This window comes from Rhodococcus sp. 15-649-2-2, from assembly GCF_002258645.1.
In the GTDB taxonomy this organism is placed as follows: domain Bacteria; phylum Actinomycetota; class Actinomycetes; order Mycobacteriales; family Mycobacteriaceae; genus Rhodococcoides.
On record NZ_NPFM01000031.1, the window covers coordinates 459650 to 482990 of the forward strand.

Consider the following 23341-nt stretch of genomic DNA (forward strand, 5'->3'; position numbering starts at 1 on the left):
TCTCGCCTGTTGTTCATTCGTTCCAGGCCGACGCGAGCAGGGCCCGAGTGTCGCGAAGCAACTGCGGCATCACCTTGGCACCGCCGATCACCGTGATGAAGTTCGCATCGCCGCCCCACCGCGGGACGATGTGCTGGTGCAGGTGCTCGGCCAACGATCCGCCTGCTGCGGCACCGAGATTGAGGCCCACGTTGAAGCCGTGCGGGCGCGACACCGTCTTGATGACGCGAATCATCTGTTGGGTGAACGCCATCAACTCGGCGCTCTCGGCGGGCGTGAGATCTTCGAGTGCCGCGACCCGGCGGTACGGAACGATCATCGCGTGCCCGGGGTTGTACGGGTACAGGTTGAGTACCGCGTAGACCGATTCGCCGCGCGCGACCACCAGCCCGTCCTCGTCGCTCATCTTCGGGATGTCGGAGAACGGCTCACTCGACTTGGCCGAGGCCTGTGGGGCCTCGGCTATGTAGGACATCCGATGTGGGGTCCACAGTCGCTGCAACCGATCGGGCTCACCGGCACCGGTGGCGACGATCGACTCGTCCTGATCGCCCATGTCAACTCACTCCTGCGGTACTGGTCTGCACGAGTTCGGCAGTCGGTGATGCATTGTTGCGCTGGGAGATCCAGTCGGTGATCGTTGCTACTGCCTGCGCAACCGGAACACCGTTGACCTGAGTGCCGTCACGGAATCGGAAGCTGACGGCACCGGCCTCGACGTCGCGTTCGCCGGCGAGAAGCATGAAGGGGATCTTCTGAGCTGTCTGGTTGAAGATCTTCTTCTGCATCCGATCGTCACTGGCATCCACCTCGGCGCGCACCCCGAGCTTCTTGAGCTCCTTCACCACCGAGAAGAGGTGGTCCTGGTGCACCTCGGCAACGGGGATACCGACAACCTGAACCGGTGCCAGCCACGCCGGGAATGCGCCGGCGTAGTGCTCGGTGAGCACGCCGAAGAATCGCTCGATCGAACCGAACAACGCGCGGTGGATCATCACCGGGCGTTCCTTGACTCCGCCCGAGGCGGTGTATTCGAGCTCGAAGCGTTCGGGCAGGTTGAAGTCGAGCTGGATGGTCGACATCTGCCAGGTGCGCCCCAGAGCATCCTTGGCCTGCACGGAGATCTTCGGTCCGTAGAACGCCGCGCCGCCCGGATCGGGCACCAGATCCAGACCCGACGCCGCCGCGACCTCCGCGAGCGTGTTGGTTGCCTCTTCCCAGACCTCGTCGCTGCCGACCGACTTCTCCGGATTACGAGTGGAGAGCTCCAGGTAGAAATCGTCGAGGCCGTAGTCCTTGAGTAGACCGAGGACGAATTCCAGCGTGCTGGTGAGTTCGCCGCGCATCTGCTCGCGGGTGCAGAAGATGTGCGCGTCGTCCTGGGTCATGCCGCGCACGCGAGTCAGACCATGGATGACGCCCGACTTCTCGTACCGGTAGACCGAGCCGAACTCGAACAGGCGCAACGGCAGTTCGCGGTACGAGCGGCCGCGGGAACGGAAGATCAGGTTGTGCATCGGGCAGTTCATCGGCTTGAGGTAGTAGTCCTGGCCGGGCTTGCGGACGTCGCCGTTCTCGTCGAGTTCGGCGTCCAGGTGCATCGCCGGGAACATGCCGTCCCGGTACCAATCGAGGTGACCCGAGACCTCGTAGAGATGGCCCTTGGTGATGTGCGGGGTGTTGACGAACTCGTAGCCCTCTTCGATGTGCCGTTGGCGCGAGTAGTTCTCCAGCTCGTTGCGGATCACACCACCTTTGGGGTGGAACACCGGAAGACCGGAGCCCAGTTCGTCGGGGAAGCTGAACAGGTCCAGCTCGGACCCGAGCTTGCGGTGATCGCGGCGCTCGGCCTCGGCCAACAGTTCGAGATGAGCGTCGAGCGCCTCGGTCGACTCCCATGCGGTTCCGTAGATGCGCTGCAGATCCGCGTTGTCCTGGTTGCCGCGCCAGTAGGCTGCCGAGCTGCGGGTCAGCTTGAACGCAGGAACGTACTTCGTAGTGGGGATGTGGGGGCCGCGGCACAGATCGCCCCAGATCCGCTCGCCGGTGCGTGGATTGAGGTTGTCGTAAGCGGTCAGCTCTCCCCCACCGACCTCCATGACCTCGGGATCGTCGATTCCGGACTTGTCGTCGATCAGTTCGAGCTTGTACGGCTCGTTCGCCAGCTCCTCGCGAGCCTGCTCCACCGATTCGTACACCCGACGCGAAAACCGCTGTCCGGCTTTGACGATCTGCTTCATCTTCTTCTCGAGGGCGGCCAGATCCTCGGGAGTGAACGGCTGCTTCACGTCGAAGTCGTAGTAGAAGCCGTCCTTGATGAACGGTCCGATGCCCAGTTTGGCGTCGGGAAAGAGCTCCTGAACGGCCTGCGCCAACACGTGTGCGGCCGAATGCCTGATGACGCTTCGCCCGTCCTCGGTGTTCGCCGGCACGGGCTCGACCTCGATGTCGCCCTCCGGCGACCAGGACAGATCGCGCAGCTTGCCGTCGGGATCGCGCACGACGACGATGGCGTCGGGTCCCTTGTTCGGCAGGCCGGTGTCGCGGAGCGCCGTACCTGCCGTCGTTCCTGCCGGCACCATGATGCGGGCGGGTGGAACGGTGGCGACAACGGGCATGCTCACGGCGATGTACTCCTCGATCGGTTCTTCGGGCCAGGAAGGCCTCCGACAGCCTATCGGCATCGAGCCCCTCGTCGGCCCTCAGCGCGGCGCGTTGATCAGATCGGACTTTCGAGCCACGTCCAGTCGAGTCCGAACCAGCCGCCCACCAGCGCGAACGTTCCGAGCAGCCACAGAGTCGCGAGCACGACGACCGTGGTGAACAGCACGCCGAGACCCTTGACGAACATCGACTGCTTCGAGAACCAGGCCATGAAAGCGTCGTATCTCTTACGGACGAATCGCAGTGCACTCTTGGCCCACGCGAATTCCGACGCCAGGATGCCCAGTCCCGCGAACACGATCAGCCAACCCGGCCCGGGATATGGAATGGCAAGCACACCCAGGATGAGCACGACTGTTCCGACGACTCCGACCGTGATGCGGTACGCGAGGTCGAGAGACTTGTTCTCGGCGATGCGCGCCCGAAAACGCCGGTGCTCGACCTTCGCTGTGTCCATCGGACCTTGGTCTGCCACACCCTGGGGCTTCGACTGTTCGGTGCTCACCGGCTCAGGCTACCGGCCTCGAACGCAAGAAGGTCCACACCGACGGGCGGTGTGAACCTTCTTTTCTGTGGTCCCGGCTGGGATCGAACCAGCGACCTTCCGCGTGTGAAGCGGACGCTCTCCCACTGAGCCACGGGACCGAACGAGGCAAAACATTAACACGAGGTGTCACGGCGAACCGAATCGCCTGCCCGATCGCCGAACAGACAGTCACAGCGCCCAGCCAATGCCGTCACGCCACTGCTTTCACATCGTTCACAGGCACCGAACGCGCGAATTCTGCAGCTGACCACGAGATTTGTGAGTTTCACTCCCGTTGGGTTAATGTTTTCCCCGCACCACGGAGACAACAACTGCCCAGCAGTGAGCGCCTCCGGGGTATGCGGATGTGGCGCAGTGGTAGCGCATCACCTTGCCAAGGTGAGGGTCGCGGGTTCGAATCCCGTCATCCGCTCGAGGGTCTCGACCCATGGTGGAGTGGCCGAGTGGTGAGGCAACGGCCTGCAAAGCCGTGCACACGGGTTCGATTCCCGTCTCCACCTCGCTAGTGCATCGATTGCAGAATCGATGCGAGGACATGCGCGATTAGCTCAGCGGGAGAGCGCTTCCCTGACACGGAAGAGGTCACTGGTTCAATCCCAGTATCGCGCACCAGAGTCAGACGGATCAGACCCCCTTTCGAGGGGGTCTTTTTTGTGTCTCACGAATCAATTGTGGTGATTCACGCCATAGGAGTGCACAGTGGAGATGACGCACACACTTCGATGGAAGGACACTCACGTGTCGGACGATGCTCAGAGCGAACCCACAGTCGACGACGCAACCCTCGAGGATGCGAAGAAATCCGTCGAAGGGCTCGACGATCGCTATCGACCCGGTGCCCGGCCCACCGTGGCGCTACCGGGAACGAACGGCACCGTCGCCGGGACTGCATTCGCCGACATGGTCGACGACAACGGTGAGCTCGTCGACGCCGACGATCAGGATGCATCCGACAGCTCCGAAACCGGCAGCACGGACTCGAGCCACGCAGACACCGACAAAAAGGTAACGTCCTCGAACGATGCCTGAACTCGATGGTCCCGACGCCCCCGCCGACATCGAACTCGGCGGGGGCGTCGCTCATCTGCACACCCCGTCCACACCGTCACGTGGCGGAATTGCTCTCACCCACGGCGCGGGCGGCAACTGCGAGTCGCTTCTGCTGCAGCGCATCGCTGCGGTGTGGGCCGCAGCCGGGTTCACGGTGCTGCGGTTCGACCTCCCGTTTCGAGTACGCAAACCCAAGGGCCCGCCGCATCCGTCTCGGTCGGCCGAGGATCGGCTGGGCATCGCCGCGGCGATCGACCGCCTCCGCGCCGAGACATCGGGCTTCATCGCATTCGGTGGGCATTCCTACGGTGGCAGACAGGGGTCGATGATCACAGCCGAGCGCCCGGATCTCGTCGACGGACTCGTTCTGACCTCCTATCCCCTGCACCCACCGGGCAAGCCGGAAAAGGCTCGTACACAGCACCTTCCTGACCTGCGAACACCGACGGTGGTGGTGCACGGCACCAAGGACCCGTTCGGCACCACGGCCGAACTGAGCGCTGCGCTCGCTCTCGTCCCGGCCCCCACACTGCTCGTCGACATCGAGGGCGCGGGCCACGACCTCGCTCCGATCAAATACGACGCGGCGACGAAAACCCTTGCCGGTGCGGTCTCGTTGTTCTCCGATTCTTCGGTAGTCGTCCCGCCCTTCGACCCGTCACGCTGAAGTGGTCTACTAAGGCATGCCGACCTGGGGATGGTTCATCGTTGCTCTGGTCCTCGTCGATGCCGCGGTGCTTGCAGCATGGTTGTTGGCCCGAAAGAAGCCCGGCTCGAGCCCGGAGACATCGCGCAGCATCGGGCTGATCGGCCTCGATGGCAACGCCCGTGCAGACATTCATCAGTTGTTGGCGGCGAACAAGAAGATCCAGGCCATCAAGATCTTTCGTGAACGGACAGGTGCCGGTCTCATCGAAGCGAAGAACGCGATCGAAAACGTTCAACGCGGCGAACCCTTTCCGTCTTCGTCCACCATCGTCGACGCGGCTCAGTCCGGTCCGACACCCTGGGACGACCTCATCCCGCGGTTGCAGTCGCTGAAGTCGGAGGGCAAGGCGATCTCGGCCATCAAACTGCTGCGCGATCGAACCGGCTTGTCGTTGCGGGAGGCGAAGAACGCAGTGGATCTGCTGTGAGTGTGCGTGTGGCGACAATTGCCGATGTATCCAACGTCGCAGAATTGGCCGCGCAGACCTTTCCACTCGCCTGCCCACCGGGAACTCGCACCGAGGACATCGAGCATTTCGTCTCGAACGTGTTGTCGGTCAGCAATTTCGAGGGTTACGTTGCCGACCCGAACCGAACCGTTCTGGTCGACGAAACACCCACCGGCGAGGTGGTCGGGTACGCGATGCTCGTGTCGGGCGCTCCAGCGGACCCGGATATCCGAACAGCCCTCTCGCACCATCCGACGCTGGAAGTCAGCAAGCTGTACGTACGGCCGGCCGAGCACGGCGGCGGAGTGGCGGCACGGCTGATCTCGTTCGCATTGACCCACGCGCGCGAATCCGGTTGCGCAGGAGCGTGGCTGGGCGTCAATCAACTCAACGTGCGTGCCCAGAAGTTCTACGCGAAGCACGGATTCGAGATCGTCGGCACCAAGACATTCGTTGTCGGCGTGCAGACACACGACGACTACGTCATGCAGGCACGACTGTGACGCGGATTCAGCCGACTGCGGCGAAACGGGACAATGCGAGCAGACGCGAGGTCGCGCGCAGATACTTCTTGCGGTAACCGCCGGCCAACATCTCCTCGGTGAAGATCTCGTCGAGCTTGCCGCCCGAGGCTGTCACCGGGATGCCCGCGTCGTACAGGCGGTCGGCGAGCACCACCAGGCGCAGGGCGATGGCCTGATCCGATGCCGGGTGCACGTTCTTCAGGAACACCGCAGGAATGCCGTCGAGCAACTTGCCGTAGCGCGAGGGGTGCAGCGTGCTCAGATGTGCCAACAGCTCGTCGAAATCGTCCAGGGTTGCGCCGTCGACGGTCTCCGCGCGCTCGACGAGCTCGGACTCGGATGTCGGCTCGGGGGCGGGAGGAAGGTCGCGGTGCCGGTAGTCGGGGCCGTCGACGCGGATGGACTCGAAGATCGAACCGAGCTTCTTGATCTCCCGCATGAAGTCCTCAGCAGCGAAGCGGCCCTCACCGAGCTGGCCGGGCAGGGTGTTCGACGTCGCGACGATGGACACTCCACGCTGAGACAGCTCGGACAGCAGCCGCGAGACCAGCATCGTGTCGCCGGGATCGTCGAGCTCGAACTCGTCGATGCAGAGCACGCTATGGCCCGAGAGTTCTTCCAGCGCCTTGTTGAAGCCGAGTGCGCCGACCACGTGGGTCAACTCGACGAAGGTGCCGAACGCCTTGGGCTCGGGAACGCTGTGGTAGATCGACGCCAGCAGGTGGGTCTTGCCGACGCCGAAGCCGCCGTCGAGGTACAGACCCGCACCGGTGGCCGGGGTCTTCTTGCCGAAAAGTCCGCGCTTGCCCTTGCCGCGGATCTTCTGAACTTTGTTCGCGAATTCCTCGGCCTTCGCGACCGCAGCAGCCTGGCTCGGCTCTTTGGGGTCGGGAATGTACGAGGAGAAGCTGACGTCGTCGAACATCGCCGGCGGGACCATCTGCGCGATCAGCTGATCGGAGGGGACCACGGGATTTCGGTCGACAAGGCGTGCGGGCATTTGTCGAGCGTAACGACGTGGTCTGATCTCTCTCATGCAGCTTCTCGATATTGGGACCTACTTCACATCGGAGCAGGCCGCCGAGTCCGCGTCCACCGTCGGGTCGATTCTCGACGACGATGCCGTCCGCGACCTGTACGCCTACCCGGCAGACCTGGGCCGACCGTGGATCCGCACCAACTTCGTCGCCAGCATCGACGGATCTGTCACCGCGAACGGAAAGTCGGCGGGCCTGGGAACCCCCGCAGACTCACGATTGTTCGGCATTCTGCGAGAGCTGTGCGACGCCGTTCTCGTCGGGGCCGGAACTGCTCGCACCGAGAACTACGGCGGTGTCTCGCTGTCCGCCGAAGCAAAGGCACGGCGGGTGGCGGGCGGATTGGCACCGGTTCCGACGATCGTGGTGGTCACCGCCTCCGGTTCGATCGATGCGGATTCTCGGCTCGTCACCGACACCGAAGTGCAGCCGGTGGTGCTGACCTCGGTGGCGGCGGACACTGCGAAGGTGGGCGCGCTGCGTTCCGCGGGCGCAACGGTGATCGAGGTGTCCGGTGAATCGGTGTCGACCGAAGACATCGTCGACACGCTGAGCGAACTCGGATTTCGTCGCATCCTGTGCGAGGGCGGACCAGGACTGTTCGGGCAACTCGCATCCGACGGGGCGGCAGACGATCTGTGCCTGACGATCTCGCCGATGCTCGTCGCCGGAGAGGCGGGCCGCATCGCACACTCGGCCAGTGGCTCCGACACACCGATGCAGCGGGCGCACGTTCTCGCTGACGCGGACGGAACGCTGCTCACTCGCTGGGTGCGTCGGCCATGAGCAGCGCTCGGTGCGGCATCGATCGAAAAGTCGATAGCCTCGCACGGTGACGCAGAAACGTACGTTGCTCGCCGCCGTCCTCGTCGTGGCCACGATGTGCGCGGCCTGCGGCACCGGGCCGTCGATCCGGCCCGATGTCGCGGTGGAGCAACGATCCCCCGGTCAGCCCGGCGAGCCGTCCGCAGAGGCTCCGCCGGAGCCGGCTGCTCTCCCCGTGCCGACGACTGACCTCGACTGGGCCGACTGCACCGCCGCAACTCTCGGGACGTTCGGGCTCACCTCGACCACGCCCGGACTGACACTCGAGTGCGCCGAATACGAGGCCGATGTCGATGCCAGCGGGCAGATGTTCGGCACGTTCGCCGTCGGCGCTCTGCGCGCCCGACTCGATGGAACGCCGGCCGATGCGGGTCCGCTGGTGTTCACCTCCGGCTCCGATCGATCCTCTATCGCCACACTGGCGACGATGGCAGCCGGTCCGCTCTCGACACTGCTGGAAGCTCACCCCATCGTCGCCGTAGATCGGCGCGGGATCGGCCGCTCCACCGCTGTGGACTGCATCGACGACACCATCGACTCCCCTACCAAGACAGCAGTCGATGCCCTGGGACAGTTCACCAGATCCGACGCCGATACCGCCGACCGCGCAGTCGACGCAGGCCGAGACGCCACCATCGAATGCACCGACACACTCCAGCCACAGGAACTCGCCTTCGGAACCACCTACGCCGCGGACGATCTCGACCGTCTGCGGCAGCTCTGGGGCGTGAACCAGATCGGAGTGATCGGATCGGGGAACGGTGCGCTCACCGCGTTGGCCTACGCGGCGAAGTTCCCGGACAACATCTCGCGTCTGATTCTCGATTCGCCGCCCGGGGTCAACACCGATCAGATCACGCTGGCCGAGCAACGCACCCAGGGCAAGGAAGCAGCCTTCGCGGCGTTCGCACAACGATGCGTCGCGCTGAACTGCTCACTCGGGGCCGATCCGACGGCTGCTGTGGAGCAGCTGCTCCGACGCGCCGCCGGTGGCGAGTTCGCACCGCTGTCCACTCACGAAATTCTCGACGGCATCACCTTCGCGCTCGCATCGACTGCAGGGGACGCGTCGTCCCGGGCCACCACCCTGTCCACGACCTTGTCCGCAGCGGCCGGCTCCGACACCGCAGCTCTGCTCGCTCTCGCCGAACGAGGTCGAAATGCCTACGGCACCGACGGGCAGTTCGTCTCCCGGTGCACGGACGGCCAGCAGTGGCCGTCTCCGCAGGGCGTGCGTGACCTGTCGTCGCAATGGACCGACCGCTACCCGGTCTACGGCACCGACGCCGCCCTGACAGCGTTGCTGTGCTCCTCCTGGCCGACAGCACCGTCGATCCCCCTGCCCACCTCGTTGGACGTTCCGGTACTGGTCCTGTCGAACGCGGGCGACCCGATCGTCGGCAACGGAGGCCTGTCCTCGGTCACCGGGCTGGTCGGGGCAACCGGTGCAGCAGTGGCGTCGGCGGCGTGGCAGGGCAGCGGACACCCGAGCCTCGGCGGATCGCAGTGTCTGCAGAGCGCTGCGGTGAATTACGCGCTCGATACGTCGCTTCCCACCGACGGCACCGTCTGTCCCGCCTGATTCCTCGACCGGACTCCGGCGATCGATACCTGCCGGTAGGTTCCGTCGGTCGGCCCGCTGAACTTGCGGGGTGTCCTTTCTCTGGTGCGGCACCGGCTCGGGTACCGTTCGCGGGTGTCACTTAGCTTTCTGGAGCCGCGTTCAGGGCGGACGACCGCCGAGGTAATCAAGTACGCCCTGTGGCCCATCGCCATCATGACCGTGATCCAGCGGGTGGTCATCAAGGCGGTCAACGGTGATATCACCAACGACTTCAATCCCGTGTACAGCGCAGCTCTGGCGTTCCTGAATCGACAGCCGGTGTACACGGCGAATTTCGACTCCGTCGATCCGCACTACCTGTACCAACCGAGTGCGACGATGCTGCTCTCCCCCATAGCCATCATCGACCCAGAGCGATCTCGCTGGCTGTTCATCATCGCCAGCACCATCGCAATTCTCGTGGCGCTGTACATCCTGCTGCGCATCTTCGGATTCCGGCTCGATTCGGTTGCCGCTCCCGCGCTGCTCCTCGCCGCATTCGTCAGCGAGACGGTGACGAACACGTTGGTGTTCACCAACTTCAACGGCTTCGTCCTCCTCGGCGAAGTAGCGTTCCTCGGGTTTCTACTCCAGCGCAAAGACCTGTCGGCCGGCGTTGCCATGGGTCTGACTCTGGCGGTCAAGCCGATGCTCGCGCCGCTGCTGCTGCTACCGCTGATGACGCGTCAGTGGAAGGTCTTCGTCACCTCGATCGCGATCCCCGTGGTGATGATGGCCATCGCCTGGCCGCTGTCGGTCGACCCGATGAACTTCATCGACCGGACGCTGCCGTACCTGCTGCAGACTCGCGACTACTTCAACAGCGCTGTCGTCGGCAACGGTCGCTACTACGGTGTTCCCGAACTGCTCACCCTCGGCATCCGCGCGGTTCTGGGGATCATGGTTCTGGTGTCGCTGTGGCTGCTGTACCGATACTGCCGCGAGGACCGTCTGTTCTTCTTCGCGACCACCTCGGGATTGATCCTCACCGCGCACTGGTTGCTGGGCTCGCTGGGCCAGATGTACTACTCGATGATGCTGTTCCCGCTGCTCATGACTGTGGTGCTGAAGAACTCACTACTTCGCAACTGGCCCGCCTGGCTCGCGATCTACGGGTTCATGAACTACGACCGATGGCTGTCCGGGCGCTGGATCGAAACGGGCCGTGCCCTCGATTACCTCCGAACCACGTTCGGGTGGGCGCTGCTGATCGTCGTCATCTTCGGTGTTCTCGTCGGGCGCTATTTCGCCGCTCGAAGCGAAGGACGACTGGACGACGGAATCGAACCGAACTACCTTTTGCCGAGCGCGCCACCAGCGAAAACGGCATAGCCCGACAAATCGTATTAGCGTGGAAGCATGAGTTCAGCAACCGACAACAACTCCGCTCCCGCCGTCCAGCTCACCGACGCACAGTGGCGCGAGAAGCTGACCCCCGAGGAGTACGCGGTGCTCCGCCAAGCAGGCACCGAACGCCCGGGCGTCGGCGAGTACACCGACACCACCACCGAAGGCATCTACGAATGCCGGGCCTGCGGAGCCGAATTGTTCCGCAGCACCGAGAAGTTCGAATCCCACTGCGGCTGGCCGTCGTTCTTCGACCCGGCCGACAGCGACGCCGTGATCCTGAAAGAGGACACCACGCTGGGAATGCGCCGTGTCGAGGTCGTCTGCCGCAACTGCCACAGTCACCTCGGCCACGTGTTCGAGGGCGAGGGCTACCCCACGCCGACCGACCAGCGCTACTGCATCAACTCGATCTCGCTGGTACTCAAGCCTGCATCCTGATCGGCGCTGATTCATCCATACTGTGAACATGCGCACTTTCACCTCACCAGAGCAGATCAAAGCGGCCGTCGGCGAAGACCTCGGCACCAGTGACTGGCTGCAGATCACCCAGGAACGGGTCAACACCTTCGCCGACGCGACCGGCGATCACCAGTGGATTCACGTGGATGTCGAGCGGGCGAAGAAGGAAAGCCCGTTCGGCGCGCCGATCGCACACGGATTCCTGAGCCTGTCCCTGGTGTCGATGCTCAACTGGCAGATCTACACGATCGAGAACACCAAGCTCGGAATCAATTACGGCTCCAACAAGGTTCGCTTCATCAACCCGGTGAAGGTCGGAGCCCACGTGCGCCTGCAGACCACCCTCGTCTCGGTCGAAGAGGTATCCGGCGGAGCACTGCAGATAGTGACAGCGGGAACATTGCAGATCGAGGGCGAGGACAAGCCGGCGCTGGTCGCCGAGATCATCTCTCGGGTCGTGTTCTGACCCCTGATCGAACTGGTGGATCGAACGCGGTGATCGGCGGCAGTGGTTCGTCGTAGCGTTCGATCTCCACCAGCACATGTTGTCCTGTGCATCCACGCGACAGCGAGGACGCCCCGTCGTCCGCGGTAAGTACGTTCACGCTGCCGTGCTTGCACATCGAGCCGGGATCAGCTGGATCGAGCGGGTCGTACCAGGCACCCGTGGACAGCTGCACCACCGTTTCCAACATCGCGTCGTCGACAACGACACCGGCCAGGCACGAGCCACGGTCGTTGAACACCCGCACGACATCGCCGTCCGACATTCCCCTGGCCGCGGCCGCAGACGGGTGCATTCGTATCGGCTCTCGGCCCTGAATCTTCGAGTGTCGGCTCACCGCGCCGTGATCGAGCTGACTGTGCAGCCTGGTGCGTGGCTGATTGGCGATCAGGTGCAACGGAAACTGCTGGGCGCGTGGCCCGCCGAGCCACTCCTGCGGCTCGAACCACATCGGATGCCCTCGGCAGTCGTCGTAGTCGAAGCCCGCAACCGTTGCCGAGAAGATCTCGATCTTGCCGCTCGGGGTACGCAGGGCGTTCCCCACCGGGTCTGTTCGGAAGTCGTGGAGGAACGTCAGATCGTCCTCGGTCTGCATTCGGAACGAACCCTCACGCCGGAAGGCCTCGAACTCCGGGGTCGCGACGCCACCCGCGCGTAGATATCCGCGCCACTGCCCGTACAGATGCTCCAGCCACTGCTCCGAGGTACGCCCCTCGGTGAACTGCTCCCCCACACCGAGTTTCGTGGCCAGCTCGGCGAACGTGTCGTAGTCGTCGCGAGCGTCCGCGTACCGGGCGGCGGCCGGCTCCATGGCGACCAGCAACGGATCGTTGCGTGTGCAGCTCAGATCGGACCGTTCCAGTGACGTGGTCGACGGGACGACGATGTCGGCGTGCTTGGCCATCGGTGTCCAGTAGGGATCGTGTACCACGACGGTGTCGGGTCTGCCGAGAGCACGACGAAGCCGTCCGAGATCCTGGTGGTGGTGGAACGGATTGCCGCCGGCCCAGTAGACGACCTTGATGTCCGGATACGTCAATCGCTGACCGTCGTAGTCGAATTGGCCACCGGGATCGAGCAACATGTCCGAGACCGCCGCCACCGGAATCAGATCGGGCACCGGATTGATTCCCTGCGGCAGGGTCGGTAACGGATACGGCACCGGGGCCAGACCGGGCTCGTTCATCGAGCCGTAGCCGTGTCCGAATCCCCCGCCGGGCACGCCGATCTGACCCAACATCGATGCCAGCGTGATGCCCATCCACGGGGCCTGCTCGCCGTGCTGCGTCCGTTGCAGTGACCACGTGACGGTGACCATCGTGCGCTTCGACGCCATCTCCCGCGCGAGATCCGCGATCACCGCAGCCTCGATGCCGCAGATCGTCGACGCCCACTGCGGGGTCTTGGGTGTGCCGTCCGAGACGCCGAGCAGGTACCGCTCGAACTCCGGATAGCCCTCGCAGTACGTGTCGAGAAAGGCTGTGTCGTGCAACTTTTCGTCGGCGAGCACGAATGCGAGAGCCAACATCATCGCCACGTCGGTTCCGGGTCGCGGCGCGATCCATCGAGCGTCGCCGCTCATGTCGTTGCGCAGCGGACTGACCGAGACGATCTGTCCGCCGCGAGCACGCATCGCGTCGAGCGAATCGACCGTCGGATGGTCCGACGTACCGCCGTGATTGATACCGGTGTTCTTCACCGGAACGCCGCCGAAGGCCACGAGTAGGTCGGTGTGCGCGGCGATCACGTTCCAGGACGTGGAGCGCGAGAACATCTTCCAGTGCGCACCGAGTACGTGCGGCATGATGACACCGGTCGCACCCAGTGAGTAGCTGTGCACCGATCGGGTGTAACCGCCGATGCAGTTGAGGAATCGATGCACCTGACTCTGCGCGTGATGGAAGCGTCCGGCACTCGCCCACCCGTACGAGCCGCCGTAGATGGCGCTGTTGCCGTATGTGCCGACAACTCTGCGCAATTCGTTGGACAGGAGCTCGGTCAACTCGTCCCACGACACCTCGACGAACTCGTCGCTGCCACGGTCGTCGGTCGGCCCCGGGCCGCGCTCGAGCCAGCCTCTGCGTACCGCGGGTGAGGTAACGCGCGATCGGTGGGTCACCGACCCGACGAGGTTACCCAACACCGGGGAAGGATTGCTGTCCGAGACCTCGGGATGAACAGCGGTGACATCGCGTCCGTCCGACTCGGCACGAAACATGCCCCAGTGGCCCATGTGCTGGACGCCGGCCACTCCGGTCATCGAACTACTCCGGTCATCGAATTCCGAACGCGCTCAACGCTGCCAGCAGTGCATCCGGACGCTCGACCGTCGGTACGGGATCGACGAGCGCGAAGCTGCACCCGATCTCCCTCGCCGCACCGTCGGCCTCGGCGCTGTCGCCCACCATCAATGTCACCGAAGGGTCGACGCCCAAGCTCGCGACTGCGTGCCGGAAGATCTCGGGCTGCGGTTTGACGTGACCTACCTCGAACGAGAGCACGAACTCGTCGACGTACCGATCGAGACCGCGATCGACGAACGCAGGACGGATGTCGAAGGCGATGTTGCTCAGCACACCGACCCGAATCGACTCGGCAGCAAGCTTTTTCAGGACCGACTCGGTATCCGGGTACGGCGTCCACGAATCGGCATCGATCACCCGCCCGTAAACCGATTCCGCCTGCGCACGGTCCGTGACACCGGACTGCTCGAGCACGTGCAGATAGGCCTGCCGGTGCAGTGCCGGATCGAGGTCTCGGTTTCGCCAGGCATGACGCGTTGCATCGTCGAACTCGACTGTCTCGCCTACCGGCGCGGTCATACGCCGCATCAGTTCCGCGGCTCCGGCACCGTCGACCGGGGTGCCGTCTGCGTCATGGATGCCGTCGAACCAGGTGGGATCCTCCTCGAGCCGAAACAGCGTGCCCGAGAAGTCGAACAGGACGGCCTCGATCGTCGATGTGCCCGTCGTGGTCACGGCAGTGATTCGACGAGTGCGTCCACCTCGACCCGCGGGCCGGTGAAGAACGGGGTCTCCTCACGCACGTGCCGTCGCGCCTCGGTGGCACGCAGATCCCGCATCAGATCGACGATGCGGTCCAACTCGGGAGCCTCGAAGGCCAGAATCCACTCGTAGTCGCCCAGTGCGAACGACGGCACGGTGTTCGCGCGCACGTCCTTGTAGTCACGCGCGGCCTTGCCGTGGTCGGCGAGCATCGTGCGGCGCTCGTCGTCGGGCAGCAGATACCAGTCGATCGACCGGACGAACGGGTAGACGCAGATGTACGCACCCGGATCCTCACCCGCGATGAAAGCCGGAACGTGACTCTTGTTGAACTCCGCCGGGCGGTGCAGTGCGGTGTTGCTCCAGACCGGAGTGCTTGCCTTGCCCAGCGCGGTGGTGCGCCGGAAGTCGGAATAGGTGGCTTGCAGGTCCTCGATGCGCTCGGCATGCGTCCAGACCATGAAATCGGCGTCGGCGCGCATGCCGGCGATGTCGTACACACCCCGCACTGCGACGCCCTTGTCTTCACGACCTTCGAAGAAGACTTTCGCCTCCTTGGCTGCTGCGGCCCGATCGTCGCCCAGCACACCGGGCGTGACCTTGTAGACCGAGAACATCAGATAGCGGAGTGTCGAATTGAGCGCTGAGTAATCGAGGCGTGCCATGGCCCTATCGTGCCACCTCGACCAGACGGGCGGCAGCGGTGGTGGCGGACGCAATACACGCGGGTACACCGACACCGCGCTGCCAGGCTCCAGTGACCTCGAGGCCGGGGAGGTCGGCAACACCGGACTCCACGGCGGCGACGCGATCGAGGTGCCCGGGCGCATATTGCGGCAGACCGCCCGGCCAGCGCTGCACTGTCGCGGCCAGTGGTGGGGTGTCGATGTTCGCAACCGTTCGCAGATCCCGCAGCGCCGTCTCGATCGACTCGGCCTCGGATCGGTCCGAGGCCGTGGAGTCTCCGAACCGGCCGAGCGAGGCCCGCAGCAATACCGCGTCACGCTCCCCCAGGTGTGGCCACTTCCGGCTCGACAATGTGAACGCTTTGACATCGAGGCCTGCGTCCGTGGCCACGAGAATGCCCGAATTCTGGGGCAACTCGGTCGCTTTCGGAAAGGCCAGCGCTACGACCACCGACGACGCCAGCTCGATACTGCGTGCCGCCCGCGAGGCCTCGGGTGCCACCGCGGCGATCAGGTGACCGAGGACGGGCGCGGGTACCGCCAGGACCAGTCCGTCCACGACGCCCACGCGATCGACGTACCAGCCGTTCGCCTCACGGCGTACCTCGCCGGTGCCTGCGTCGACGATCGTCCGGGCATCGGTCGCGGCGATCAGCGCATCGAGCAGCACCGCATAGCCGTCGCGCAGGCCGCCGAACACCGGTCCGGGCGACGGCGTGGGCAATGCCGCCAGCACTGCCTCGGTGAGGCTCGCTGCCCCGCCGTCCAATGCGGCTGCCAACGTCGGAAGGGCAGCCCGGACGCCGATCGAGCTCGCCGAGCCGGAGTACACGCCGCCGAGCAGCGGATCGACCGAACGGCTCACGACCTGGGAGCCGAAGCGGCTGCCCACGAGATCGGCCACGCTGACGTCCGAGCCCGCGGTCCACGTGAACGGCCGTGTTGTTTCGGTCTCGATGAGGTGCAGTTCCTCCGGGTCCACCAGATCCCGCACGGAATCGGCAGAGGACGGGATACCCATCAAGGTGCCCAACGGGAGCGCATGCGTTCGGCCGCCCGAGAAGACCAGCGGACGCGCCGACGACGGGTGCACCAGCTGATCCGACAGGCCGAGTTCGGCGAGCAGAGCCGGTACTTCCGGACGACGACCGATGAACGCTTCCGCGCCGACGTCGAGCGACTCGGCACCGACCTCGGTGGTCCGCAGGGTGCCACCGAGGCGAGGGGATGCCTCGACGAGAGTGATCTCCGCATCGGGACCACAGGCCTGCCGGAGGCGATACGCCGCGACGAGGCCGGAGATCCCGCCGCCGACCACGGCGTAGCGCCGCAGCGTCACAACGAATGCACCAACGAGACCACCCGGGTCAGAATCTCGGGATCGGTGTCGGGCAACACGCCGTGTCCGAGATTGAACACATGCCCCCGCGCACCGGCCGCCACCGCGCGGTCGGCTTCGGCGGCAATACGTCGAACTTCGGCCTCGACGGCATCCCAGCCGGCGAACAGCACCGCCGGATCGAGATTTCCCTGCAAGACCTTGCCGCCACCGACTCGGTGCACGGCGTCGTCGAGCGGAATCCGCCAGTCGACACCGACCACATCGGCGCCGGCCTCACCCATCGCACCGAGCAACTCGCCGGTACCGACCCCGAAATGAATCTTGGGAACGCCCGCCGAGGACACGGCGTCGAACACTCGCGTCGAGTGCGGCAGCACGTACTCGCGGTAGTCGGCGAGCGACAGCGCACCCGCCCACGAGTCGAACACCTGCACCGCGTCCACTCCGGCGGCCAACTGAGCCTGCAGGAATGTGATCGTTGTGGTCGCCAGCGCGTCGAGCAGGGCATGCCAGGTCGCCGGGTCGGAGCGCATCAGCGCCTTGGTCTTCTCGTGATTGCGACTGGGGCCACCCTCGACCAGGTAGGACGCGAGGGTGAACGGCGCTCCGGCGAACCCGATGAGCGGCGTGCCCGCGAGCTCCCTGGTGAGGATCCGCACCGCATCGGCCACCGGCTCGACCTGATCGGCGGTCAACGTGGGGAGCGCCGCGACATCGGCCGCCGAACGCACCGGCTGAGCCACGACCGGACCGGTACCGGCAACGATGTCGAGATCGATACCGGCAGCCTTGAGCGGAACCACGATGTCCGAGAACAGGATTGCCGCGTCCACATCGTGTCGACGGACAGGTTGCAGAGTGATCTCGGCCACCAGATCCGGTCGGAAGCACGAATCCAGCATGCCGATGCCGGCGCGGATCTTTCGGTATTCGGGGAGAGACCTGCCGGCCTGACGCATGAACCACACCGGCCGACGCGAGGGCGTTTCACCGGCGATCGCGGCCAAGAACGGCGCGTCCGGGAGTTCTCGACGGGCGGGGGCTGTGGTGTGTGCTTCGGCGTTCATCGAGTTCCATGCTGCCACGCGTCAGGAAAGCTTCTGCCACCAAGGGCGACACACCCACTTCGGTTCTATCACGGCTCGGCGCGCCTCCGCCGCCGGACAACGTGACGCGTCTAACGTCCGATCACGTGACCGAACCCGAATCCACCGCCGAACCTGCGCCTTTCCGCGCCGCCATCGACGCGATGCATCGGGCCCAGGTACACCCGGCGATCGAAATCGGTCCGATCCGGCCGCCGCAGCGTCTCGCCCCCTACAGCTATGCGATCGGGGCCGAGGTCAAGCATCCCGATTCCGACCAGGTCGACGAACAGAGTGACGGTGACGCCTTCGGCCGCCTGATCCTGCTGTACGACCCCGACGGTGCAGAAGCCTGGAACGGCACTCTTCGACTGGTTGCCTACATTCAAGCGGACGTCGACGAATCGCTGGCCGACGATCCTCTGCTTCCCGAGGTCGGGTGGAGTTGGCTGGTCGACGCACTGGAGTCACGGTCGGAGCCGCTCAACGCACTCGGCGGCACCGTCACCTCGACCAGCTCGGTGCGTTACGGCGACATCGCCGGTCCCCCCAAGGCCCATCAGCTCGAACTTCGCGCGTCCTGGACCGCGACGTCCGAGGACCTCTCGACACACGTCGAGGCCTTCTGCGAGGTTCTCGCGTACGCGGCAGGTCTGCCGCCCGCGGGCATCACGACCCTCGGTCGACGCAGTTCCAGCCGGACATAGTCTCCGGACCCACCGACCGTAGGGCTTAGAGTCACTGTCCATGTCAGCCGAGAGTTCCCCCGACGCCACGTCGGACGACGCCACGTCGGACGAGCAGGTCAACGAGCCGGTCGCCGTTCCGTTGCTTGCCCCGGCTGACGGTGTGCCCGATGTCGTGGACACACCGGACGCCGTTCTCGCGGCCGCGAAGCTCCTCGCCGCAGGTCACGGGCCTCTCGCGGTCGATGCCGAACGCGCGTCGGGCTTTCGGTACTCCCAGCGCGCCTACCTGCTGCAGTTTCGTCGCCGCGGAGCGGGCACCGTTCTGCTCGATCCGATCCCGGTCACCGGCGACCTCGCGCCTCTCGCCGAGGTGATCAACCCGCTCGAATGGGTGCTGCACTCCGCCGATCAGGACCTCCCGGGGCTGGCCGAACTCGGCCTGGTCCCCGCCACGCTCTACGACACCGAGCTCGCCGGCCGTCTCGCCGGATTCGAACGCGTCGGCCTCGGCGCCATCGTCGAACGCACCCTCGGACTGGCGCTACAGAAGGGCCACGGCGCTGCCGACTGGTCCACTCGTCCCCTGCCCGACACCTGGCTCAACTACGCCGCGCTCGACGTCGAAGTTCTGCTCGAGCTTCGCGACGAAATGGCCGCGGAGCTCGAACGACAAGGCAAAACGGACTGGGCGGCACAGGAATTCGCCCACATCCTCTCTCTCGGACCGCCCAAACCCAAGACCGACAGGTGGCGTCGGACATCCGGGATTCACGCGATCAAGTCTCCCCGCACGCTCGCGGCCGTCCGCGAACTATGGACCACCCGAGACGAATTGGCGGCCAAACGTGACGTGGCGCCGAGCCGGGTGTTGCCGGACTCGGCGATCGTGGCGGCGGCAACTGCCGATCCGAAGACCTCGCGCGAGCTCGAGCAACTACCGGTCTTCGGCGGTCCTCGCCAGCGTCGATCTTCCCGCCTGTGGGCGTCGGCGCTCACGCGTGCGCGGGCCCTACCGACCTCCGAGTTGCCCTCCATGGCAGCGTCTTTCGACGGCCCGCCCCCGGTCAATCGATGGGCGCGTCGCGATCCTGACGCGGCGGCCAGGCTCGCCGACGTACGAGCGGCGATGACCGACCTCAGCGAGTCGGTGTCGGTTCCGGTCGAGAACCTCCTGATGCCGGATCTGCTCCGTCGATTGGTGTGGGATTGGCGGACTCCTGACGACGAAGGCCTCGATCCCGGAGAGCTGATCGACAGTCGGCTGACCGAGGGAGGGGCGCGGCCCTGGCAACGCTCGCTGGTGGTACCGGTTCTGGCGAAGGCACTGCACCCTTCCCAAGTTACCGGCGGGTAATACCCGCTACAGTAGGTGGCGCGTCCGGGCACCCGGGCGAGTCGTCCGCATCTGTCGGGAGGATCGAAAAGCGTGTCTGTACCCGCGTCCACCAGCTCACAAAGGAATGTTGTCTTCGTCGACGGCATCCGTACCCCGTTCGGCAAAGCAGGCCCCAAGGGCATGTACGCCGACACTCGCGCAGACGACCTGGTCGTCAAGGCAATCCGCGAACTTCTTCGCAAGAACCCCAACCTCCCTCCCGAACGTATCGACGAGGTCGCCATCGCCGCGACCACACAGACCGGTGACCAAGGGCTGACCATCGGCCGCACGTCCGCCCTGCTCGCCGGACTCCCCCGCAGCGTCCCCGGATTCGCCATCGACCGCATGTGTGCGGGTGCAATGACCTCGGTGACCACCACCGGATCGGGCATCGGCTTCGGCCAGTACGACGTCGTCATCGCCGGTGGCGTCGAGCACATGGGCCGCCACCCGATGGGTGAGGGCGTCGACCCCAACCCGCGCTTCCTCGCCGACAAGCTGGTCGATCCCAGCGCCCTGGTGATGGGCAACACCGCCGAGAACCTGCACGACCGGTTCCCGAGCATCACCAAGGACCGCACCGACACCTACGCCGTCGCGAGCCAGAACAAGTACGACGCAGCGAAGAAGGCCGGCTACATCGCCGACACCCTCGTTCCCGTCGCCACCAAGTCCGCCGCAGGGTGGGGCCTGGCCACCGAGGACGAGCCGCCTCGTCCCGGCACCACCGTCGAAGACCTCGCCAAGCTCAAGACGCCGTTCCGCCCTGCCGGCCGCGTCACCGCAGGCAACGCCGCGGGACTCAACGACGGTGCCACCGCCGCGATCCTCGCCGGCGAGGACACCGCGCACGAACTCGGCCTGAACATCGGCATGCGCATGGTCGGCTTCAGCTTCGCAGGCGTCGACCCGGCCGTCATGGGCATCGGACCGGTCCCCGCGACCGAAAAACTGCTCGGCCGAACGGGATTGAGCATCGAAGACATCGGCCTGTTCGAGATCAACGAGGCCTTCGCCATCCAGGTACTCGCCTTCCTCGAGCACTACGGCATCGCCGACGACGATCCCCGCGTCAACCAGTGGGGAGGTGCCATCGCGTGTGGCCACCCCCTCGCGTCCTCGGGCGTCCGCCTGATGACCCAGCTGAGCCGCCAGTTCGCTCAGCAGCCCGACGTCCGCTACGGCCTGACGACCATGTGCATCGGTCTCGGCATGGGCGGCACCGTCATCTGGGAGAACCCCAACCACGCTGACTACTCGGGAGCAGCCAAATGAGTGACATCACCACAGCGTTCAGCGACGAGGTAGTCACGAACGCGTTCACCAAGATCGTCTCCGTACCGGGGCTCGAGGGCACCATCGCCCTCGTGACGCTCGACAACGGCTTCGATCACACCAAGCCGTCGACCTTCGGTCCCGGCGGACTGGCCAAGTTCGACGCGGCCCTCGACGAGGCCTTCGCAGCGAACCCGGTGGCCATCGCCGTCACCGGCAAGCCGTTCATCTTCGCAGTCGGTGCCGACCTCAACGGCGTACCGAACATCAAGACCAAGGACGAGGCGCTGCAGATCGGGCAGCTCGGGCACAAGGTCTTCCGTCGCCTGCGCGAGTCCACGATTCCGACATTCGCCTTCATCAACGGTGCCGCACTCGGCGGTGGCCTCGAAGTGGGACTGCACTCGCACTACCGGACCGTCGCGGAGAACGCTGCCGCACTCGGTTTGCCCGAGGCCTTCCTCGGCCTGGTACCGGGATGGGGCGGAACCCAGTTGCTGCCCAACATCATCGGAGCCTCGAACGCTGTCACCGTCGTCATCGAGAACGCACTGAACCAGAACCGCGTCCTCAAGCCGCAGCAGGCACTCGATCTCGGCATCGCCGACGCCCTCTTCGGCGGAGCCGACTTCCTCGAGCAGTCCCTCGCGTGGGCTGCTCAGGTGATCAAGGGCGAGATCACCCCGGCTCGTCCCGAGATCGACCGCGGACAGGCGTGGGACGACGCCATCGCCCGCGCCAAGGGCATCGTGGCGGGCAAGACCAACAACTTCGCCCCCGGCCCCGTCGCCGCTGTCGAACTGCTAGAGCTCGCCAAGAACACCGACATCACCGACTCCGCCTCGCTCGACACGGCCTTCGCCGCCGAGGACGAGGCCCTGTCGACCCTGTTGGTAAAGGACGAATTGCGTGCCGGGCTGTACGCCTTCGATCTGGTGCAGAAGCGCGCAAAGCGGCCTGCCGGTGCACCCGACAAGTCCCTCGCCCGCAAGATCTCCGGCGTCGGCATCGTCGGTGCAGGTTTGATGGCCAGCCAGCTCGCGTTGCTGTTCGTGCGGCAGCTGAAGGTGCCGGTGATCCTCACCGACATCGATCAGGAGCGCATCGACAAGGGTGTCGGCTACGTCCACGGCGAGATCGACAAGCTGCTCGGTAAGAAGCGCCTGTCCCCCGACGCCGCAAATCGGTTGAAGGCGTTGGTGTCCGGCTCGATCGACAAGTCCGCCTTTGCGAACACCGACTTCGTCATCGAGGCAGTCTTCGAGAACCTCGACGTCAAGAAGAAGGTGTTCGCCGAGGTCGAGGAATTCGTCTCTGCCGAAACGATTCTCGCGACCAACACCTCCTCGTTGTCGATCACGAAGATGGCGGCCGATCTGAAGCACCCCGAGCGGGTCGTCGGCTTCCACTTCTTCAACCCCGTGGCCGTTCTTCCGCTGCTCGAGGTCGTCAAGGGCGAGAAGACCGACGACGCCACTCTCGCAACGGCATTCGCGACGGCCAAGACACTGAAGAAGTCGGCCGTGTTGTCGGCCGATCTCCCCGGATTCGTCTTCAATCGTCTCGTCACCCGCGCGTCCAACGAGATCATCAGTGCCATCGACGAGGGCACGCCGTTCGACGTCGCCGACGGCGCGGTGGGCGAACTCGGCATGCCGATGAGCCCGCTGACCCTGCTGGCTCTCGTCGGCCCTGCGGTCGCACTGCACACAGCGGAAACTCTCGGCGAGGCATACCCGGAGCGGTTCAAGGACTCCCCCGGATTCCGTGCACTCGTCGAGGCGAAGAAGCCGGGCGTGTGGACGTACGGCCCCGAGGGCCAGGTCGTCGATCCCGAGGTGGCTGCACTGTGGCCACAGGGAGATTCGCCGTCCACTGCCGAGCAGGTGCTCGAACGCACCCGCAACGCATTCGCCGACGAGATCCGGATCATGCTCGACGAGGGCGTCGTCGCGGCTGCCGAGGATATCGACCTCTGCCTGCTCCTCGGCGGCGGCTTCGGATTCTGGAACGGCGGCATCACCCCGTACCTGGACCGCAGCGGTGCATCCGAGGCCGCAACCGGTCAGCGCTTCCTGGCTCCGGGCGTAGCCAGCGTCTAGAACCGCCCGTCGAGTTCGAGGTTGTGGACGGATTTCTCCGGATTTTCGTCCATGACCT

General features: G+C 65.2%; 22 protein-coding genes and 4 tRNA genes. 16 read left to right on the forward strand and 10 right to left on the reverse strand.

Annotation, left to right across the window (positions count from 1 at the left end; genetic code table 11):
- Positions 1-13 precede the first annotated feature (13 nt).
- The 4 genes from CH305_RS22850 to CH305_RS22865 all read right to left on the reverse strand — a co-directional run bounded on the left by CH305_RS22850 (position 14) and on the right by CH305_RS22865 (position 3309).
- Positions 14-556 carry an HIT domain-containing protein gene (locus CH305_RS22850; RefSeq protein WP_037153177.1) on the reverse strand — a complete coding sequence of 181 codons (543 nt, stop codon included), beginning with the start codon at positions 554-556 and terminating at the stop codon, positions 14-16.
- 1 nt (position 557) lies between these two features.
- Entirely contained in the window at positions 558-2618 is a 2061-nt protein-coding gene (gene thrS, locus CH305_RS22855; protein WP_094610464.1) for a threonine--tRNA ligase, read from the reverse strand.
- Positions 2619-2719: 101 nt separating this feature from the next.
- Positions 2720-3121, reverse strand: coding sequence for a TIGR02611 family protein (locus CH305_RS22860; RefSeq protein WP_094705280.1), 402 nt, complete (start codon positions 3119-3121; stop codon positions 2720-2722).
- Between the two features lie 116 nt (positions 3122-3237).
- Positions 3238-3309: transfer RNA gene (locus CH305_RS22865), tRNA-Val, on the reverse strand.
- Positions 3310-3551: 242 nt separating this feature from the next.
- Here CH305_RS22865 and CH305_RS22870 point away from each other — a divergent pair.
- The 7 genes from CH305_RS22870 (at position 3552) to CH305_RS22900 (ending at position 5921) form a co-directional block, all read left to right on the forward strand.
- Positions 3552-3623 (forward strand) — tRNA-Gly (locus tag CH305_RS22870).
- A gap of 17 nt (positions 3624-3640) precedes the next feature.
- Positions 3641-3711, forward strand: a tRNA-Cys gene (locus tag CH305_RS22875).
- A 37-nt stretch (positions 3712-3748) separates the two neighbouring features.
- Positions 3749-3823: transfer RNA gene (locus CH305_RS22880), tRNA-Val, on the forward strand.
- A 93-nt stretch (positions 3824-3916) separates the two neighbouring features.
- Entirely contained in the window at positions 3917-4240 is a 324-nt protein-coding gene (locus CH305_RS22885; RefSeq protein ID WP_256983967.1) for a hypothetical protein, read from the forward strand.
- The gene (locus tag CH305_RS22890; RefSeq protein ID WP_094704953.1) at positions 4233-4928 is read left to right on the forward strand and encodes an alpha/beta family hydrolase; all 696 of its coding nucleotides are present in this window, start codon (positions 4233-4235) and stop codon (positions 4926-4928) included. Before CH305_RS22885 ends, CH305_RS22890 begins: the two co-directional genes overlap by 8 nt.
- 16 nt (positions 4929-4944) lie before the next feature.
- Entirely contained in the window at positions 4945-5397 is a 453-nt protein-coding gene (locus CH305_RS22895; RefSeq protein ID WP_037153171.1) for a ribosomal protein L7/L12, read from the forward strand.
- On the forward strand, positions 5394-5921 hold the full coding sequence (locus tag CH305_RS22900; protein WP_094704954.1) for a GNAT family N-acetyltransferase: 528 nt from the start codon (positions 5394-5396) through the stop codon (positions 5919-5921). The genes CH305_RS22895 and CH305_RS22900 overlap by 4 nt, the downstream gene beginning before the upstream one ends.
- A 7-nt stretch (positions 5922-5928) precedes the next feature.
- On the opposite strand, the gene zapE is transcribed toward CH305_RS22900, so the two are convergent.
- Positions 5929-6942 carry a cell division protein ZapE gene (gene zapE / locus CH305_RS22905; RefSeq protein WP_094704955.1) on the reverse strand — a complete coding sequence of 338 codons (1014 nt, stop codon included), beginning with the start codon at positions 6940-6942 and terminating at the stop codon, positions 5929-5931.
- A 34-nt stretch (positions 6943-6976) separates the two neighbouring features.
- Between zapE and CH305_RS22910 the strand changes: the two genes are divergently transcribed.
- The 5 genes from CH305_RS22910 to CH305_RS22930 all read left to right on the forward strand — a co-directional run bounded on the left by CH305_RS22910 (position 6977) and on the right by CH305_RS22930 (position 11682).
- Entirely contained in the window at positions 6977-7765 is a 789-nt protein-coding gene (locus tag CH305_RS22910) for a pyrimidine reductase family protein (RefSeq protein WP_037153167.1), read from the forward strand.
- Between the two features lie 46 nt (positions 7766-7811).
- Positions 7812-9386, forward strand: coding sequence for an alpha/beta hydrolase (locus CH305_RS22915; protein WP_094704956.1), 1575 nt, complete (start codon positions 7812-7814; stop codon positions 9384-9386).
- 114 nt (positions 9387-9500) lie between these two features.
- A complete protein-coding gene (locus tag CH305_RS22920) occupies positions 9501-10739 on the forward strand; it encodes a glycosyltransferase family 87 protein (protein ID WP_094610485.1) in 1239 nt (412 codons plus the stop codon).
- 27 nt (positions 10740-10766) lie between these two features.
- On the forward strand, positions 10767-11195 hold the full coding sequence (msrB, locus tag CH305_RS22925; protein WP_057478620.1) for a peptide-methionine (R)-S-oxide reductase MsrB: 429 nt from the start codon (positions 10767-10769) through the stop codon (positions 11193-11195).
- Positions 11196-11223: 28 nt separating this feature from the next.
- Positions 11224-11682 (forward strand): MaoC family dehydratase, encoded by a 459-nt coding sequence (locus tag CH305_RS22930; protein WP_170944821.1) that lies wholly within the window; start codon positions 11224-11226, stop codon positions 11680-11682.
- On the opposite strand, the gene CH305_RS22935 is transcribed toward CH305_RS22930, so the two are convergent.
- From CH305_RS22935 to hemE, 5 genes are read right to left on the reverse strand one after another with little or no spacing between them, the layout of a single operon-like run.
- Complete coding sequence (locus tag CH305_RS22935) at positions 11660-13981, reverse strand: molybdopterin-dependent oxidoreductase (RefSeq protein ID WP_179278378.1); 2322 nt, start codon at positions 13979-13981, stop codon at positions 11660-11662. The two genes, CH305_RS22930 and CH305_RS22935, sit on opposite strands and share 23 nt — an antisense overlap.
- A gap of 13 nt (positions 13982-13994) precedes the next feature.
- Positions 13995-14699 (reverse strand): HAD family hydrolase, encoded by a 705-nt coding sequence (locus CH305_RS22940; RefSeq protein WP_032403311.1) that lies wholly within the window; start codon positions 14697-14699, stop codon positions 13995-13997.
- Positions 14696-15391 carry a hydrogen peroxide-dependent heme synthase gene (gene hemQ, locus CH305_RS22945; RefSeq protein ID WP_032377758.1) on the reverse strand — a complete coding sequence of 232 codons (696 nt, stop codon included), beginning with the start codon at positions 15389-15391 and terminating at the stop codon, positions 14696-14698. The genes CH305_RS22940 and hemQ overlap by 4 nt, the downstream gene beginning before the upstream one ends.
- Before the next feature lie 4 nt (positions 15392-15395).
- Positions 15396-16751: a protoporphyrinogen oxidase gene (locus CH305_RS22950; protein WP_094704957.1), complete on the reverse strand. Its 1356-nt coding sequence runs from the start codon at positions 16749-16751 to the stop codon at positions 15396-15398.
- Positions 16748-17821, reverse strand: coding sequence for a uroporphyrinogen decarboxylase (hemE, locus tag CH305_RS22955; RefSeq protein ID WP_032403646.1), 1074 nt, complete (start codon positions 17819-17821; stop codon positions 16748-16750). The genes CH305_RS22950 and hemE overlap by 4 nt, the downstream gene beginning before the upstream one ends.
- A gap of 125 nt (positions 17822-17946) precedes the next feature.
- Here hemE and CH305_RS22960 point away from each other — a divergent pair, with 125 nt between their 5' ends.
- The 4 genes from CH305_RS22960 (at position 17947) to CH305_RS22975 (ending at position 23283) form a co-directional block, all read left to right on the forward strand.
- Entirely contained in the window at positions 17947-18546 is a 600-nt protein-coding gene (locus CH305_RS22960; protein ID WP_032403309.1) for a DUF3000 domain-containing protein, read from the forward strand.
- A 40-nt stretch (positions 18547-18586) separates the two neighbouring features.
- Positions 18587-19882 (forward strand): ribonuclease D, encoded by a 1296-nt coding sequence (locus CH305_RS22965; RefSeq protein WP_094704958.1) that lies wholly within the window; start codon positions 18587-18589, stop codon positions 19880-19882.
- Positions 19883-19954: 72 nt separating this feature from the next.
- Positions 19955-21181: an acetyl-CoA C-acyltransferase gene (locus tag CH305_RS22970; RefSeq protein ID WP_094704959.1), complete on the forward strand. Its 1227-nt coding sequence runs from the start codon at positions 19955-19957 to the stop codon at positions 21179-21181.
- Entirely contained in the window at positions 21178-23283 is a 2106-nt protein-coding gene (locus tag CH305_RS22975; protein WP_094704960.1) for a 3-hydroxyacyl-CoA dehydrogenase NAD-binding domain-containing protein, read from the forward strand. Before CH305_RS22970 ends, CH305_RS22975 begins: the two co-directional genes overlap by 4 nt.
- The last annotated feature ends 58 nt before the right edge of the window (positions 23284-23341 follow it).